Raw genomic sequence first — 16,120 nt, 5'->3', positions numbered from 1 at the left:
ACGGCTCGTTTGAGAGACTGTCGCTCTCCGACCAGGCGGAGGATCGGCCCGCACCGGTGCACGGGCGGGACGCCCGTGCCACATCAAGCCACGTCGTCGATCGCGCGGAGCGCGACTGAACTGCGATGTTTCATGCTCGCTTGCGTCAGGCCAGTCCCAGTTTCCTCCTCCCGATGACCCCACTTCGGAATCAGGTCCGCCATGCCTTGTTTTGGGTGCCGTCGCTCTACCTCGCGATGGGCATCCCGTTCAACGTCGTCAACGGCACGGCCTCGACGATGTTCAAAGCGCTGGGGGTGAGCGACGGACAGAACACGGTTGCGTTAGGCAGTATCATCGTGGCGTGGTCGCTGAAGCCGCTCTGGGCGGCGTTCCTCGACATGTACCGCACGAAGAAATTCTTCGTGCTCGCGATGGAGGCGCTGATCGCGGTGCTGTTCGTCGGCGTGGCGATGGCGCTGCCGATGCCGGGATTCTTCAAGATCACCATCGCGCTGCTGTGGGTCGCGGCGTTCGCGTCGTCGACCCAGGATATCTGCGGTGATGGCATCTACCTGACGGCGCTGAGCCGGAAGTCGCAGGCCAACAGCGCGGGGTTCCAGAGCATGTTCTGGAATCTCGGCAAAGTGCTCGCGACCGGCGTGCTCATCAGCGGGATGGAGATGCTGGCCAACGCGCAGCAGTGGTCGCCGGTCAAGATGTGGATGGCCGTCTGGATCACGGCCGCGGTGGCGATGGGTGTGTTTGCCGTGTGGCACATCTGGGCGCTGCCGACCGGCAGCATCGCGCACCGGCCGCACAGCGCGCGCGAAGTGGTGGGCGACTTTCTCGATACGGCGACGACGTTTTTCCACAAGCGGGCATTCTGGGGGATGATCGCGTTCGTGTTCCTCTATCGCTTCGGGGAGGGCCTGCTGTTGGTCGAAGGCAAGCTGTTCATGCAGTCGTCCACCGAAACGGGCGGGCTTGGGCTGACGGCCGGGCAGGTCGCCAACATCGATGCGGTCTGGGGGACCATCGCGAACATCGTCGGTGGCGTGCTCGGCGGGCTTTTCCTTGGCAAAATCGGACTGAAGAAAGCGCTCCCGATCCTCGGGCTCTGCCTCAACGTGCCGCATTTCACTTTCGTGTATCTCAGCCACTACGGTGCTGCGCACCACGGGCTGGACTACTCCACGATCGCGACGCTCGTGAGCATCGAGAAGTTCGGCTACGGGTTCGGCTTCGTCGGCAACATGGTTTACATGATGCAACAGCTGGCGCCGGGCCGCGCGACGATGACCCACTACGCGTTCGCCACGTCGCTCATGAATCTGATGCTTGTGCCGACGACGATGGCCTCCGGCCCGCTGGCGGAGTGGCTCGGGTTCTCCACCTTCTTCGTCGTCGTGATGTTCGCCTCCGTGCCGTCGGTTTGGGCGGCGTGGAAGGCGCCGTTCCCACTGGCTGCGGATGAAAGCCGGGAACCCGCGCCTGACGCCCATCACGTCATGATCACGGCTGACGACCCGACGCGGCTGACAGCTCTCGAGCGAACGGTGCAACGGATTGCCGGCCGCGCGTCCGTGTATGCGATGCTCGGCATCCTCGTGATCTTGCTGATCGATGCCAAGATCGTCGGCTCGCTGCAGGATCGGGCGGATGGGACGGGGCAAGTGCAGTTCTGGCTGCTGCTGGCGAGCGCGGCGCTGAAGCTTTTCCTCGCGCAGCGGACGTTTAAGTTCGCCGCGCAGACAGCGGCCGAAGCGGCCCAGGGCGGTGCTGGCGCCGCCTACGTCTGGAATGCGCGTGGCGCCAAGATCGCGACCGTGGTGTGTCTGCTGGTTACGGCCGGCGTGCTGTATTTCACCGGCCGCGCGGTGTTCTGAGGGCACGACGCGCGGGGCGGAAGCGGTGACCTGTACGACGGGATCTCCTGATCCCGCCGTTCGTAGCACGGCCAGTCTGGCCGCGCAGATCGTCCGCGGGTATCGGACATGGTCAGCCTGACCGCGCGACCGAAACCCGCCGAACGGCGGGGTCGGGAGACCCCGCGCTACACCGCCGGTCGGGAGTACGCGGCGATCTGCAACTTCTCGGGGCGAGCCGGGTTTTTCGGGGCATGAACACTTTCGCTAAAGTCCTGCTTTGCCTCGTCGCCGTGCTGCTCGCCATCAAGTTTCTGCCCGTGCTGACCGTCGGCGTCTTTTTCCTGGCGTTGATGATCCTCCTGCTCGCGGGACTGTTGCTCGGCGGTGCCGGCGTGCTGCTGGGCGGCGTCGGCGCGGCGGTCGCCGCGCTGATCGTCGTGGCGCTGCTCGCGGTCGCGGTCCTCTCGCCGATCTGGATCCCGGTGCTCGCCGTGATCGGCGTGCTCGCGCTGATCAAGCGGTTTTCGGCTACGAAGGCGTAAGGGCGCGGAACGATTGGCTGAGTGGGTCGTGGGCCACGGCGGGGTTGCTATCGCGGCCGTGTAGGGCTGCCGCCTCTCGGCAGGCTCGACGCCCTGAGCTTGTCGAATGGGCTGGCCGGCAGCCGCGGCCGGCGTCGAGCGCCGGCCCTACGGCACCCCGGCGAGAGGCAAACACGCCGCGTGATTTCAGGTTGGCGTGCGCCGTCGGGCGCGCTTGGTTGGGCGGGCATGGCCGACGATATTCCTTCCAGCGTGGTGGCAGAAATTGCCTTTGTCGGTCGGAGCGGGGGACTGGTGAAAACGCTCAGCGGCTTCCGCAAGCCGCATCACACCGTCCCCGACGCGGCGAACGCCACCACGAACGCGTTCCTCGGAAAAATCTGCGCGAGTGAACTCGGCACCGACGCGGAGGACCTCTTCCAATCCATCCGCACGGGCTTCGGTTACAAGCGCCGCGAACTTTCGCTCGAACTCGCCAGCCCCGCCGCCGTCCTGACCGCGAAAGATTTTGTCGTCGAGATCGTCTACGAACTCGAGCCGGCCGAACCGTCGCGCTACGCCGTCACGACGCAGCTGCGCAGTCTGCGCGAGGCGGCGATCGCGCGCGGCGAGTCGATGACGCAGGTTTTTGCCGGACGGTTTTCCGAAATCTCGTTCCTGCTCAGGAAAGGCGCCTCGGTCGAGGCGGTGATCGATGCGATCGAAGCCGCCGATCGTGGCGCGGAGTTGAGCGTGAGTTATCCATCGGATTGTCACGAATGCGAGATCGCCGTCGCCGGGGTCGAGGCGCGCGTCCGCTGCACGGCGACGGCGCTGGAGATCGTGTTCCCGCGCGCAAGTGCACCGCGCGAGTTGATCGACGCGTTTGCCAGCGTGCGGGAGGCATTCCGGTTCGATCCCGTGCTCGCGAAACTGACGGGGTGAGCTGACGCCGGACGGCCGCCGCAAAAAAAGCGGCGCCGGTGAAGGCGCCGCGTGAAACAAATATCGGACGGGGGAGGGGATCGTTACTTGATCATGTCGGCCACGAACGCGCGCTCCTCGACGAGCTCCTTGTTCGTCGCGGCGAGCTTCGACTTCGCGAAGTCGTCCATCGCGTAGCCGGTGATGACCTCATAGCTGCCGGGCGTGGTCGTACGCACGGGCATACCGGCCCAGACGTTCGCGTCGAAGCCGTAGGCGCCGTTCGATTTGACCGCGATCGAGTGCACCGCGCCCGGCGTGACGAGGCTGCGGACGTGATCGACGAGCGCGTTGGCCGCGGACGCCGCCGACGACGCACCGCGCGCGGCGATGATCGCGGCACCGCGCTTGCCGACCGTCTCGCAGAACGGCCCTTGCAGCCAGGCCGTGTCGGTGATCACCGACGTGGCGGGCTTGCCGTTGATCGTCGCGTGCGCGAACGACGGGAACATCGACGGGCTGTGATTGCCGTAGATGAAGATATCCTTGACCGCCGTGAGATCGACGCCGGCCTTCTTCGCCAGCTGGGTCTGCGCGCGGTTCTGGTCGAGCCGGACCATCGCCGTGAAGCGCTCCGCGGGAAGCCGCTTGGCCTGCGAGGCGGCGATCATGCAGTTCGTATTGGCCGGATTGCCGACGACGGCCACGCGCGCGTCAGCCGCGGCGACGGCATCGATGATCTGGCCCTGGCCGATGAAGATCTTGCCGTTGTCCTTCAGCAGGTCGGCGCGCTCCATGCCCGGACCGCGCGGCTTGGCGCCGATGAGCAGGCACCAGTTGGCATCCTTGAAGCCGACTTCCGGCTTGTCGGTTTGCACGATGCCCTTGAGCAGCGGGAACGCACAGTCGTCCAATTCCATCGCGACGCCTTCGAGGGCCTTCATGGCCTTCTCGAACGGAGCTTCGATCAGCTGGAGAATCACCGGCTGGTCCGCGCCGAACATCGCGCCGGAGGCGATCCGGAACAGAAGGGCGTAACCGATTTGACCGGCGGCGCCGGTGACTGCAACACGGATGGGAGGTTTCATGGCCATAGGCGAAGAGGAGTTAAGCAGTTTCTATTGAAGCCAGAAACGCAGGAATTGCAGATTTCCGCGCAAATTTAGGCGCCGCCGCGGTAAAGCCATTTTGTGGCTGGCGTTTTTGGACTTCGCGCGTTTGTGAGGAACTCGCCATGACGCACCCCGCGGCCAAAAAGTCCCCCCTGCAATCGCGGCGGGACGAGGAGAAGGAGGAGCGCCGGCAGCAGATCCTCGATGCCGCCGAACGCGTGATCCGGAAGCGCGGCTGGGAGGCGACCAACTTCGGGGAAATTGCAAAAACCGCGCGGCTGAGCCGGTCGCTGGTCTACTTCTACTTCCCCACGCGGGACGACGTGTTTCATGCGGTTTGCGAGCGCGGCATGGAGGATCTGGAGCGGCGATTCCGCAAAGCCGTCGACGAGAATCCCCGCGGTCTGGATCAGCTGATGGCGATCGGCCGCGCGTACCACGAGTTCTCGGAAAAGGAACAACTCTACTTCGAGTTGCTCACCGTGTTTCAGGCGCGGGAGTTCGTGCCCGACGGGCAGCGCCCACCGGAGGAGCAGGCGCACGATCACGGCTGGAACTGCCTGAAGATCGTCGCCGAATCGCTCGCGCGTGGGCTGAAGGACCGCTCGGTGCGCAAATCCATCGGCGATCCCGGCGCATCGGCCGTCGCCATCTGGGCGTTCACGCACGGGCTGATCCAGATCGCCTCGCAGAAGGAAGGCATGCTGCAGCAGTACTTCGGGCTGTCGGCGCAACAGGCGCTGGAGCACGGGTTCGCGCTGCTGCGCACTTCGCTGGGGACGGAAAAATAGGCCGCGCGATCTGTTGACAGAGTGTCAACGGTCGTCAAGGTGTCCGCGCCATGTGCCCCCGCGTGCCCATGCTGCTCCTACTGCTGTGTTTCCTTTCCGGCCTGCCCGCCCGGGCGATGGACGCCTGGGCGGCGCCGGTGCCGACCGTCGCGCAGCGTTACGTCGACGAGGCGCTGCGGCAAAACCTGGCGCTGCAGGCGCAGGCGCTCGACTTGGCCGAGGCACGGGCGCGGCTGGCGGAGGTGAGCGGTGCGTTGCAGCCCCGGCTCGACCTGGTGGCACGCTATTCGATGGCCGATGGCGGCCGGACGATCGACATCCCGGTGGGCGACCTGCTGAACGGGGTTTACCGCACGCTGAACGAATACCTGCTGACGCAGGGGCGGGCGCCGGCTTTTCCGCAGTTGGAAAATCAGGCAATTCCGCTCCTGCGGGCGCGGGAGCAGGAAACCAAGCTCCGGCTCGTGCAGCCGCTCTACCGGCCGGAGCTCACGCGCGGGATCGCCGCGGCACGCGCGGCGGCGGAGAGCCGCGACGCGCAGCTGGCCGCGTATCGGCGCGAGCTGCGGCTCGCCGTGCTCACGGCGTATCACACCTATCTACAGGCGGAGACCGCCGTCGAAATCCTCGACAGCGCCACCGCCGTAACCGCGGAAGCGGTGCGGACGAACCGGCTGCTCGCCGAGGTGGACAAGGTGACGGAGGATCGCGTGCTGCGTGCCGAAGCAGACGAACTGGCGGTGCGGCAGCAGCGGGTCGAGGCGGAGCGCGATCGCAACGCGGCGCGGGCGTATTTCAATTTCCTACTGAACCGTCCGCTCGCAACGGAGATCGAGCGCGCGAGCGAAGCGGAGTTGCAGGCGCTCGTGCAGACGCTGACCGGCGCCGAGCTTCCTTCGCTTGCGACCGATCGGCGAGAGGAACTCCTCGCACTGCAGCGGCGCGTGCAAGCGACCGAGGCCGCAGAACAGTCCGCCGCCGCCAAGCTGCGGCCCACGCTCGCCCTCGCGGTTGAAGGCGGGGTTCAAGGCACGGAGTATCGGACCGGCGGCGGCAACAATTTCGTCCAGGGCTCGCTGGTGGCCGAGTGGAACCTCTGGGACGGCCGGCAGCGGCGCAGCGAGCTGGAGCAGGCGCGGATCACCCGGCGCCGCGCGGAGCTGGAGCAAGACGTGGTCCGCCAGCAGCTCGCGTTGCAGCTGCAGCGGGCCCAGGACGACTACCGGGCGGCATGGGCGGCTTATCAGTCGGCCGAGCGTCGCGGTGCGGCAGCCACGCGGGCGTTCGAGATCGTGGCCCAGCGCGAACGCGAAGGCATGGTGGCGCAGCTGAGCTTCCTCGATGCCCGCAACGAACGCACCCGCGCGGACCTGAATCGCGCGATCACGCAGCATCGACTCTTCATCGCGGCCGCCGCCCTCGATCGCGCGGCCGCGCTCAGCCCATTGCCATGAAAACATTGGAATCTCTTCAGCGCCTGCGCTTGCGAGCTCGGCTCCGCCACGGCGCGCCGCTTGGCGTGCTGTGCGCCGGCTTGCTGGCGGTCGCCGGTTGCGGTCGGGCGCCAGATGCAGCGAAACCGGAGCCGCCGCCGATGGTGGTGGCGCTGGCGCCGGTCGAGTATTCCGACGCCGCGGTGCCCGTGCGCGTACCCGGTGTGCTTTCGCGACAGGAGGAACCCGAGCTTGCCTTCAAAATCGGCGGCGTGGTGGAGGAGGTGCTCGTGCGCACCGGCGAAGCGGTGAAGAAGGATCAAGTGCTCGCGCGGCTTCGGCTCGACGAAATCGAGGCGCAGCTCACGCAGGCGCGTAGCGCGCTGGCGAAGGCGGAACGCGACTTCGCCCGCGTCGAGCGACTGCAGGCCAACGCGGTCGCGACGCTCGAGGATCTGCAGGACGCGCGAACCGGAGTGGATGTGGCGGCAGCACAGATGCGGATCGCGGAATTTAATCGGCGGTACGCCGTGATCACTGCGCCGGCGGACGGGCAGATCCTGCGTCGGCTGGTCGAGCCCAACGAAATCGTGGCGCCGGGTAAGGCCGTGCTCGGATTCGCCGCGGACGACTCGGGTTGGCTCGTGCGCGCGGGTGTGGCGGACGCCGATCTCGCACGGTTGCAGCCCGGCGATCGCGCGGAGGTCACGCTCAGCCACGCCGCGGAGATGACGCTGCCCGGCGCGATCACGCGCATCGCGGGCGCGGCGAATTCCAGCACCCGCACGACCGAGGTGGAGATTCTCCTCGCGCAGCCGCCCACTGCAGCGCGGTCGGGCGTGGCCGTTGCCGTCACGCTTTGGCCGCGGCCCGTCACACCGCGGCCGGTCGTGCCGGCGTCGGTGTTGATCGAAGGCGAAGGTGGCGTGGCGAGTGTGTTTGTGGTGAGGTCCGGTCAAGACGTCGCGCTTCGGCAGAAGGTCGAGGTGGAAGCACTCGACGGCGCCAAGGCGTATCTGCGGACGGCGTTGTCACCCGATCTCCGACTCGTGGTGCGGGGCGGTGAATATCTGCGCGACGGCAGCCGGGTGGCGGAGGCGCCAAAGTGAGCGTGAACAGATGGATCGTGCGCCCACCCGAGAACGGCGCTGTAGGGCGGGATCTCCTGAACCCGCCGCGCATCCGCGCAGTCCGGCGGGGTCGGAAAACCCCGCCCTCCAAACGGAGAGGAGCCGCCGCATGAAAATCACCAACCTCACGGTGCGGAACTCGCAGTTCACGTTGATCGTGTTCGTCTGCCTGATCGCGCTCGGCGTGACGTCGTTCCGCTCGATCCCGCGGATGGAAGATCCGGCGATGAGAGTGCCGTCGTTCAGCGTGGTGGCGATTTACCCCGGTGCGAATGCCACGGACATCGAGCAATTGGTCGCGCGTCCGCTGGAGGACGCGCTGAAGGAACTCGACGACATCGACAAGCTGCGCGCGACGGTGAAGGACGGGTTCGCCTATCTCACGCTGGATTTCACGTGGGGCACGGATCCGGAGGAAAAATACGACGAGGTGCTGCGACAGGTGAACGTCGAGCGACCGAAGTTGCCCTCGGGGGTCGTGGAGGTCGACGTGCGAAAATGGCAGACGACGAACGTCGCGATGATGCAGGTCGCGCTCGTCTCGCCGGACGCGAGCTACGCACGGCTGCAGGATCTCGCGGACGCGCTGCGGAAACGTTTCGAGCGCGTTGACGGCGTGCGTCAGGCCCGGCGGCACGCGTTTCCCGAAAAGCAGGTGCGCGTCTCGCTGGACATCGACCGGCTCACGCAGCTGCGAATTCCGCTCGGTCAGATCGTCAACGCGCTGCAGGGGGCCAACGTCTCGATTGCGGGTGGCTCGGTGGAAGCCGGTGATCGCCGCTTCAACATCAAGACGAGCGGCAACTACGCGGATCTCGACGAAGTGCGTATGACGCCGATCGCGGGCGACGCGGGAGCGGTGGTGTATCTGAAGGACGTCGCTGACGTGCGTTGGACGACCGAGGATCTCGAGACCTTCGGCCGCTACAACGGCGAGCGGGCGGTGTTCGTCACCGTGCGGCCGCGCGCGCAGCAGAACCTTTCGGTGCTGAGCCAGGCGTTGCGCACCGAGGTGGAGGCGTTTCGCTCCTCACTGGCCGGCGACGTACGGCTGGAGATTGGCTGGGACCAGTCGCAAAACGTGGAGCGCCGGCTCGGCCGGCTGCAGGAGGATTTTCTCTTCGCGTTCGCGCTGGTGCTGCTGACCGTGCTGCCGCTGGGGTTGCGCGCGTCGGTGCTGGTGATGCTGTCGATCCCGCTGTCGCTGGCGATGGGGGTGGCCGCGCTGTATTTCACCGGGTTCAGCCTGAACCAGCTCAGCATCGTCGGCTTCGTAATCGCGCTCGGGCTGCTGGTGGACGACTCGATCGTGGTGGTGGAAAATATTGCGCGGTTCCGGCGGATGGGCACGCCGCCGATCGAGGCGGCGGTGCGGGCGACCGAGCAGATCGCGGTGGCGGTGGCGGGCACGACGGCGACTCTGCTGTTCGCATTTTTGCCTTTGCTGATGCTGCCGGGCGGTCCGGGCCAATACATCCGCAGTCTGCCGGTGGCCGTCGTCTACACCGTGCTCGCCTCGATGGTCGTGGCACTGACAATCATCCCATTGCTCGCGAGCCTGACGCTGCGCGGGAACGAGAAACCGGAAGGCAACCTCCTGCTGCGGCTGCTGCACCGCGGCATCGAGTCGGGCTACCGGCCGGTGTTGCATTGGTGCATGCAGCACCGGGGCATCACGCTGGGCGCGGCTGCGCTGCTGATCGTCGGCAGCCTCGCGTTGGTGCCGCGGATCGGGTTCTCGCTTTTCCCCAAGGCCGGGTTGCCGCAGTTCCTGGTGCAGATCGAGATGGAAGAGGGGGCGAGCGTGGCGGCGACGGACGCGGTGGCGCGGCGGGTCGAGGCGCTGCTTGCGCAGCGGCCGGAGGTGGCGAATTACTTCACCACGGTTGGCGACAGCAATCCCCAGATTTACTACAACGAAGTTCCGCAGGCGGCGAAGGCGAGCGTGGCCGAGTTGTTCGTTTCGTTGAAGGTGGCGAACTCGGAATCGAATCCGCGGTTTTTCGACGAGCTGCGGTCCGAAGTGGCGAAGCTTCCCGGCGCGCAGATTGTGGTGAAGGAGCTTGAAAACGGTCCGCCGATCGAGGCGCCGATCGCCGTGCGCGTTTTTGCCGAGAACATCGACCAGATCGCGGAACTGGCGGCGAACGTCGAACGTGTGCTGCGCGGAATTCCCGGCACGCACTCCATCACGAATCCCGTCCGGATCCGGCGGACGGATCTGCGACTCGTCATCGACAAGCCGAAGGCGGCGCTGCTCGGCGTGCCGGAGATCGAGATTGATCGCGCGGTCCGGCTGGCGTTCGGCGGGTTGGATGTGAGCCGGTTTCGTGAGGCGGATGGCGACGAATACGACATTCAGCTGGCGCTGCCGCGCGGCGAGCGCGCGACGCTCGAAAACTGGGGCCGGATCCAAGTGCAGTCACGAAGTGGCGCGTATCTGCCGCTCGCGCAGCTGGCGCGACTGCAGTTCGAATCGGCGCCGCCCGTGATCCAGCGATTCAACCGGGAGCGTTCCGCCACCGTGACGGCGTTGGTGGCGGACGGATTCAACGTGGATCAGCTCACGCGTCGGACCGGTCGGGAGCTGGAGCGGCTGAGCTGGCCGACGGGCACGCGCTGGGAGTTTGGCGGCGAAGTCGAGAGCCGCAGCGAAAGTTTTGGCGGACTCGGCAGCGCAGTGGTGATCGCGGCGTTCGGCATTCTCGCGATCCTGGTGCTCGAGTTCCGCAGCTTCCGCGGCACGGCCATCGTCGCGTCGGTTATTCCGCTGGGGGTGATCGGCGGGCTGCTGGCGCTGTGGCTCACCGGCTACTCGCTGTCGTTCACGGCGGCAATCGGGTTTGTGGCGCTGATCGGGATCGAGACGAAGAACTCGATCCTGCTCGTCGATTTCACGAACCAGCTCCGGGCGCAGGGCGTGGGGTTGAAGGAGGCGATCGAGCGCGCGGGCGAAATCCGCTTCCTGCCGGTCGTGCTGACGACGCTCACGGCGTTGGGCGCGCTGGCGCCGCTGGCGTTGCAGCGGTCGGGGCTCTACTCGCCTTTGGCGATCGTGATCATGGGCGGGCTGATCAGCTCGCTGCTGTTGTCGCGACTCGTGACGCCGGTGCTGTATTCGCTCATGCCGCCGCCGAACGGGGAATCACACCGAACGGCAGAGAAGGCGTAAAGGGGCGAACCAGGCGGCGATCGCCGCCCGCGCCTCAGGCGAAACGCGGCGCGAGCGCGGCGTGGATCTCGTGGACGAGTGCCTCGGTGGCGGACCAATCGATGCAGCCGTCGGTAATCGAGACGCCGTAGCGCAGCTGATCCTTGGGCTGCGGGAACGGCTGGTTGCCCGCGGCAAGATTGCTTTCGATCATCGCACCCATGAGCGACGTGTTGCCAGCCACGATCTGGGCGAGCACGGCGCGCAGCACCTCCGGCTGCCGCTCGGGCTGCTTGGCTGAGTTGTCGTGCGAACAATCGACGAGAATGGATTTGGGCAGTCCGGCCTTCGCGAGCAGCTGTTCCGTGCGGGCGATGTGCTCCGGCGCGTAGTTCGGCCCCGCTGAGCCGCCGCGCAAGACGATGTGACAATGTGGATTGCCGCGGGTGACGAGCGCGGATGCGGCACCCTCGACGTTGATGCCGAGGAAGGTCTGGGGCTGGGCCGCGGCCCGGATGGCGTTGATCGCGCTGCCGATCGAGCCGTCGGTGCCATTCTTGAACCCGAGCGGCATCGAAAGGCCCGAGGCCATTTGCCGATGCGTCTGCGATTCGGTCGTGCGCGCGCCGATCGCGGACCAGCAGACCAAGTCGGCAATGTATTGAGGCGTGATCGGATCGAGCAGTTCCGTGGCGGTCGGCAGGCCGAGGTCCAACACGTCACGCAGGAACGCGCGCGCGAGTCGGAGTCCGGCGGCGATGTCGTGGGAACCGTCGAGGTGCGGGTCCATGATCAACCCCTTCCAGCCGACGGTGGTGCGGGGTTTTTCGAAATAGACCCGCATGGCGATCGTGACGCGGTCGGCGACTTGGCGGGCGAGGGCGGCGAGCCGGCGGGCATACTCCCGGCCGGCGTCCAGATCGTGGATCGAGCATGGGCCGACGACGAAGAGGAACCGTTTGTCGGCGGTGAAGATCAGCTGGTTGATCTCGTGTCGGGCGCGGGTGACGAAATCGGCCTGCGTTTCGGTTTTGGGCAACTCGGCGAGCAGCGCGGCCGGCGAGGGCAAGGCGCGTGTCTCGATGATGTTGATGTCCGAGGTTCGCTGCATGAGCCGCCAGCTTGCAGCCCGGCCCCGGCCCGGTGCAAGCCCGGGCTCAGTCCTGGCGGGCGGGGGCGTGGCACGAGAGCGCGCGGGGCGGTGTTGCTGGACTGCGGAATGGGACGGTTTGGCGCGGAGGGATTTGCCAATCGCTGAAATCCGGCCAAAAAAAGTGGCGGGCCGCTTACCCCTAAGCGGCCCGCCTTTGCTTTCTTAGTTACCCCAAAACTCCCGCTAGGCGGGAGAAGTGTTAAAAGTGATGATTTGAGAAGTAATCGGGTTCGCTGCACCGTCAACTCTTAGTTCGAAAAAACAGCTACACCTTTCCGTAAACCGCGTGAACACAGATTTTAGCCCAAAAGATACCCGAGCCGGGAACGGCGCTTTTCATCGCTGGAAGCCGGCTGCGTGGCTGCGCGTGAGCGGCCCGGACGCGTTTACGTTTCTCCAAGGTCAGTTTACCAACGACTTGCGGGCGATAGCGGCAGGACCGGTGTATGGACTCTGGCTGAACCAGAAGGCGCGCGTGCTGGCGGACAGCTTCGTTTTCCGGACGGCGGAGGACGAGTTTTGGGTCGGGAGCTACTTCGCGGCGGCGCGAACGATCAGCGAGCGGCTCGAGGCCTATATCATCGCTGACGACGTGACGGTCGAGGATCGGACCGCGTCGTGGGTCGGGCTTACGGTCTCCGGAAGCGAGGTTGGCGAGAACGTCAGCCGCACGCTGAGAGAGCGGCGATTTGAATTCGCGGGGCGGCGTGGCATCGACCAGGCACGCGAATGGTTCCTGCCGATCGAAGAGGCGGAGCGGGTCAACGAAAGGCTGGGCGGCGCAGTTGAGTTGAACGCGGCAGAAATGGAACGGCGCCGGGTCGGCGCGCGCATTCCCGCCGTGCCGACGGATATTGGCCCGGGAGAGTTGCCTAACGAAGGCGGGCTCGAAGCGGTCGCCATTTCCTACACCAAAGGCTGCTACCTGGGCCAGGAAGTCATCGCCCGGTTGAGATCGATGGGGCAGGTGCGGCGGCGGCTTTTTCTCGTGCGCGGGACCGACGCGATGCCCGCGCGGCCGGCGCCGCTCTTTCAAGGCGAGCGGCAACTCGGCGAACTGCGAAGCGCGATCGCGAACGAAAACGGCGAGGGATTCCGGGGACTCGCGCTGCTCACGTTGCTGAATCTGCAGCCGGAGGTCCCGCTGGTGTTCGCGCCGGGCGCGGCAGCGGAAAACGGCTGCGTGATCGATCCGACATGAACGAACTCGAACAACTGACGCGACTCTGCGAGCGACTCGGTGCGCCAACGGGCCAAGCCGGGACAATGGCGGCGCAATTGCTCAAACGCGCCGAGCAGCTCGCGGTGGAACGCGGCATCGGCCGCACCGCGGCGCTGGCCTACTTGATCGATCTGGTGGTGAAAGGCCGCCAGGGCGAGACTCCGTCGAGCTGGTCGTCCGCACCGCCGCCCGAGCATTGAGCGCACATCGGGGTTTCTCCTGCGCGCGAGACGGGTCTGCGCAAGGGAATGCAGTTGACCGCGGCGAGGTGCGTCCGTTCGTTCGAACCCCTCCTCTTCTCGCGTCATGAACAAAGCCGAACTGGTTGATGAAGTGCGCAAGCTGCTCGGGGCCGAGACGTCCACGGCCGCGGCGGAACGAGCGGTCGATGCGGTGCTCGCGGCGGTTACGCGGGGATTGCACCGGGACAAGGAAGTGCAGCTCGTCGGGTTCGGCGCCTTCGCGGTGGCAACGCGGGCGGCGCGCCGTGGTTTTAATCCGCATACGCAGCAGCCGATGAAAATCCGCGCGATGAAAACGATCCGGTTCAAGGCCGGCCAGGCGCTGCGGGCCGTCGCCTGACATTTTTCCCGTGAAGCAACTCCGCCCGCAACTGGTCCGCGAATTCACCGCCCTCTACGGCCGGCCGCCCGTGGCGGTGACGCGCGCCCCCGGTCGCGTGGAGTTCATCGGCAATCACACCGACTACAACGGCGGCACGGTCCTGGGCGCGGCGATCGCGCGCGGCGTGGCTGTGGCCATAGCGCCTCGTGCCGACGGGCGCCGCCGATTCGCTGATTTGCGCGACCGGCGCGTGCTTTCTCTTCCCGGCGGCAAACCGAAAAAGCAGACCGGCGCGCGCAGCTGGTTGAATTATCCGCTCGGCGTGATCGCGGCGTTCACGAAGTTTGGGCTGAAAGCGCCCGCGGGATTCGATTATCTCATCACCTCGGACCTGCCCATCGGCGCCGGGCTGAGCAGCAGTGCGGCGCTCGAGCTGTCCTCCGCGCTCGCCTTCCTCGAACTCACCGGCCAGAAGGCTCCGCGCGAAGACGTAGTGAAGATCGGACGGCATGCGGAGAACCATTTTGTGGGCGTGCCGTGTGGCATTCTCGACCAGGGCGTGTCGGGGTTCGGCCAGAAAGACCGACTCGTGTGGATCGATTGCCGCGGCCCGAAATTCGCGACCGTGCCGATGCCGGCCGGCGCGCAGTTCTGGATTTTCAACACGCACACCAAGCACGCGCTCGTCGATGGCCTGTATGCGGCGCGGCACAAAGCGTGCATGGCGGCCGCAAAGGCGCTCGGTGTGACGCTGCTGGCCGACGCAACGCTGGCGCAGCTCAACGCCGCCCGCGAGAAACTGAAGCCCGATGTGTTCAAGCGGGCGCAGCACGTGATCGAGGAGATCGCGCGCGTGGCGGCGACGGTGAAGGCGCTGAAAAAGAAGGATCTCACCGCTGTCGGCCGGTTGCTCACGGCATCGCACCGCAGCTCGCAGATGCTGTTCGAGAACAGCACGCCGGAGCTGGACTTCCTCGTCGACGAACTCGTCGAGACGTCGCACGTCTACGGTGCGAGACTGACGGGCGGGGGTTTCGGCGGCGCGGTGATGGCGCTGACGTCGGCGGAATTTGGCGCGGCGCAGGCCCGCAAGGTGGCGGCGCGTTACGCCAAGCAGTTTGGGGCCAAGCCGGACGTGCTGCACACCGAGACCGGCGACGGTGCGACGGTGCTGCGCGCGTAGAGAGTCGCCCGACTGCCTCCGAGGGCTGCGACTGGTCAGAGCAATTCGCCGACTTGGGCGAACCAGACGGCCACCGCGCGCTGAAAGAACAGCAGATAAAGGGCGCCGGCAATCGCCAGCATGGGGCCGAACGGTACATGCACGCCGAAGCCCAGCGGCGCCGGCTCCCCCTCGGGGGTTTCGGTCGGTGGGGCGACCGGCGACGGCCGGCCGGCGAGCTTCTGCCAGACGAGCGCAACGACGAACCACACCGTTCCGACCATCGCGCCGCCGAAGAGCGCGAACACCGCCCCCTGCCAGCCGCAAAACGCGCCGATCGCGCCGGCAAATTTCACGTCGCCAAAGCCCATGGCCTCTTTTTTGAGCAACACTTCCGCCACCAGTGCGATCCACAGCACCAGTCCGGAGCCGATCAGCAGCCCCTGCAGCGCAGCGACTCCGGCCCGCATGCTGTCGATGATGAAAAGATTGCCCTCATGACCGTGCAGCGACGGGACGACGAACGACAGGATCACGCCGAGCACGCCAAGCCCGAGACTAAATACGTCGGGAATGATCAGGTGATCGAGATCGATGAACGTGGCGGCGATCAGCGCGCTGAGGAAGAGCATCACGCACACCGCCTTGGCGGGCGGGAAAAAAAGCCAGCAGAGCAGGAACAGCGTGGCGGTCAGCGCCTCGACGAAGGCATAGCGGAACGAATAGGGCCGGCCGCAGCAGCGAGCGCGGCCGCGCAGGATGAACCAGCTGAGAATTGGAATATTGTCGTGCCACGCAATCGGCGCGCCGCAGGCGCAATGCGAGCCGGGGTGAACGATCGACTGGCCCGCGGGCAGCCGGTAAATCACCACGTTGAGGAAACTGCCAATGCACGCGCCGACCAGGAACGCCACGGCGGGAAAAAACCACGGGAACGCGGCGGAGACTTCGGCGATCGCGGCGGAATTCATGAAGTGGAGACCTGGGGTAGGCCGACAGCTAGAGTCGCGGACGCAGTCCGGAGTGGCAAGCCACGAGAGACGCCGGAACTCGCCGCGCTACCCCGGCATCACTGCTTCGGGTAAGTTTCAGTAAGTGACATTCCCA

Annotated in this window: 14 protein-coding genes; 11 read left to right on the top strand and 3 right to left on the bottom strand. The window is 66.2% G+C overall.

Annotated features, from left to right (window positions below):
• The first annotated feature begins 173 nt into the window (after positions 1–173).
• The 3 genes from OTER_RS02590 to OTER_RS02580 all read left to right on the top strand — a co-directional run bounded on the left by OTER_RS02590 (position 174) and on the right by OTER_RS02580 (position 3,316).
• Positions 174–1,868, top strand: a complete 1,695-nt coding sequence (locus OTER_RS02590) for an MFS transporter (protein WP_148217978.1) — start codon at positions 174–176, stop codon at positions 1,866–1,868.
• A 233-nt stretch (positions 1,869–2,101) separates the two neighbouring features.
• Positions 2,102–2,392: a hypothetical protein gene (locus OTER_RS02585; RefSeq protein ID WP_012373341.1), complete on the top strand. Its 291-nt coding sequence runs from the start codon at positions 2,102–2,104 to the stop codon at positions 2,390–2,392.
• A gap of 228 nt (positions 2,393–2,620) precedes the next feature.
• The gene (locus tag OTER_RS02580) at positions 2,621–3,316 is read left to right on the top strand and encodes a hypothetical protein (RefSeq protein ID WP_012373340.1); all 696 of its coding nucleotides are present in this window, start codon (positions 2,621–2,623) and stop codon (positions 3,314–3,316) included.
• Positions 3,317–3,399: 83 nt separating this feature from the next.
• Here the strand turns inward: OTER_RS02580 and OTER_RS02575 are convergent, their stop codons facing one another.
• Entirely contained in the window at positions 3,400–4,383 is a 984-nt protein-coding gene (locus tag OTER_RS02575) for a malate dehydrogenase (protein WP_044892077.1), read from the bottom strand.
• 146 nt (positions 4,384–4,529) lie between these two features.
• Between OTER_RS02575 and OTER_RS02570 the strand changes: the two genes are divergently transcribed.
• The 4 genes from OTER_RS02570 (at position 4,530) to OTER_RS02555 (ending at position 10,933) form a co-directional block, all read left to right on the top strand.
• Positions 4,530–5,198, top strand: a complete 669-nt coding sequence (locus tag OTER_RS02570) for a TetR/AcrR family transcriptional regulator (RefSeq protein ID WP_012373338.1) — start codon at positions 4,530–4,532, stop codon at positions 5,196–5,198.
• Between the two features lie 68 nt (positions 5,199–5,266).
• Positions 5,267–6,652 carry a TolC family protein gene (locus OTER_RS02565; protein WP_012373337.1) on the top strand — a complete coding sequence of 462 codons (1,386 nt, stop codon included), beginning with the start codon at positions 5,267–5,269 and terminating at the stop codon, positions 6,650–6,652.
• Entirely contained in the window at positions 6,649–7,740 is a 1,092-nt protein-coding gene (locus tag OTER_RS23540) for an efflux RND transporter periplasmic adaptor subunit (RefSeq protein ID WP_012373336.1), read from the top strand. The genes OTER_RS02565 and OTER_RS23540 overlap by 4 nt, the downstream gene beginning before the upstream one ends.
• Positions 7,741–7,870: 130 nt before the next feature.
• On the top strand, positions 7,871–10,933 hold the full coding sequence (locus OTER_RS02555; RefSeq protein WP_012373335.1) for an efflux RND transporter permease subunit: 3,063 nt from the start codon (positions 7,871–7,873) through the stop codon (positions 10,931–10,933).
• Between the two features lie 34 nt (positions 10,934–10,967).
• On the opposite strand, the gene OTER_RS02550 is transcribed toward OTER_RS02555, so the two are convergent.
• Positions 10,968–12,023 (bottom strand): 3-deoxy-7-phosphoheptulonate synthase, encoded by a 1,056-nt coding sequence (locus OTER_RS02550; RefSeq protein WP_012373334.1) that lies wholly within the window; start codon positions 12,021–12,023, stop codon positions 10,968–10,970.
• Between the two features lie 328 nt (positions 12,024–12,351).
• Here OTER_RS02550 and ygfZ point away from each other — a divergent pair, with 328 nt between their 5' ends.
• From ygfZ to galK, 4 genes are all read left to right on the top strand, one after another.
• A complete protein-coding gene (gene ygfZ, locus OTER_RS02545; protein WP_083767587.1) occupies positions 12,352–13,266 on the top strand; it encodes a CAF17-like 4Fe-4S cluster assembly/insertion protein YgfZ in 915 nt (304 codons plus the stop codon).
• Positions 13,263–13,487, top strand: a complete 225-nt coding sequence (locus OTER_RS02540; protein ID WP_012373332.1) for a hypothetical protein — start codon at positions 13,263–13,265, stop codon at positions 13,485–13,487. Before ygfZ ends, OTER_RS02540 begins: the two co-directional genes overlap by 4 nt.
• Before the next feature lie 106 nt (positions 13,488–13,593).
• Positions 13,594–13,869, top strand: coding sequence for an HU family DNA-binding protein (locus tag OTER_RS02535; RefSeq protein WP_012373331.1), 276 nt, complete (start codon positions 13,594–13,596; stop codon positions 13,867–13,869).
• A gap of 10 nt (positions 13,870–13,879) precedes the next feature.
• Positions 13,880–15,034 carry a galactokinase gene (galK, locus tag OTER_RS02530; protein WP_012373330.1) on the top strand — a complete coding sequence of 385 codons (1,155 nt, stop codon included), beginning with the start codon at positions 13,880–13,882 and terminating at the stop codon, positions 15,032–15,034.
• 35 nt (positions 15,035–15,069) lie between these two features.
• Here the strand turns inward: galK and OTER_RS02525 are convergent, their stop codons facing one another.
• Positions 15,070–15,984, bottom strand: a complete 915-nt coding sequence (locus tag OTER_RS02525; RefSeq protein WP_012373329.1) for a prepilin peptidase — start codon at positions 15,982–15,984, stop codon at positions 15,070–15,072.
• Positions 15,985–16,120 lie beyond the last annotated feature (136 nt).

The organism is Opitutus terrae PB90-1 (genome assembly GCF_000019965.1).
Taxonomy (GTDB): Bacteria; Verrucomicrobiota; Verrucomicrobiia; order Opitutales; family Opitutaceae; genus Opitutus; species Opitutus terrae.
The sequence above is the reverse complement of the archived record's forward strand: the minus strand, read 5'-3'. Positions and strand labels throughout refer to the sequence as shown.

Coding starts and splice junctions, on each gene's coding strand:
- OTER_RS02590 (WP_148217978.1), top strand. CDS start 174: ATGACCCCACTTCGGAATCAGGTCCGCCATGCCTTGTTTTGGGTGCCG.
- OTER_RS02585 (WP_012373341.1), top strand. CDS start 2,102: ATGAACACTTTCGCTAAAGTCCTGCTTTGCCTCGTCGCCGTGCTGCTC.
- OTER_RS02580 (WP_012373340.1), top strand. CDS start 2,621: ATGGCCGACGATATTCCTTCCAGCGTGGTGGCAGAAATTGCCTTTGTC.
- OTER_RS02575 (WP_044892077.1), bottom strand. CDS start 4,383: ATGAAACCTCCCATCCGTGTTGCAGTCACCGGCGCCGCCGGTCAAATC.
- OTER_RS02570 (WP_012373338.1), top strand. CDS start 4,530: ATGACGCACCCCGCGGCCAAAAAGTCCCCCCTGCAATCGCGGCGGGAC.
- OTER_RS02565 (WP_012373337.1), top strand. CDS start 5,267: ATGCTGCTCCTACTGCTGTGTTTCCTTTCCGGCCTGCCCGCCCGGGCG.
- OTER_RS23540 (WP_012373336.1), top strand. CDS start 6,649: ATGAAAACATTGGAATCTCTTCAGCGCCTGCGCTTGCGAGCTCGGCTC.
- OTER_RS02555 (WP_012373335.1), top strand. CDS start 7,871: ATGAAAATCACCAACCTCACGGTGCGGAACTCGCAGTTCACGTTGATC.
- OTER_RS02550 (WP_012373334.1), bottom strand. CDS start 12,023: ATGCAGCGAACCTCGGACATCAACATCATCGAGACACGCGCCTTGCCC.
- OTER_RS02540 (WP_012373332.1), top strand. CDS start 13,263: ATGAACGAACTCGAACAACTGACGCGACTCTGCGAGCGACTCGGTGCG.
- OTER_RS02535 (WP_012373331.1), top strand. CDS start 13,594: ATGAACAAAGCCGAACTGGTTGATGAAGTGCGCAAGCTGCTCGGGGCC.
- OTER_RS02525 (WP_012373329.1), bottom strand. CDS start 15,984: ATGAATTCCGCCGCGATCGCCGAAGTCTCCGCCGCGTTCCCGTGGTTT.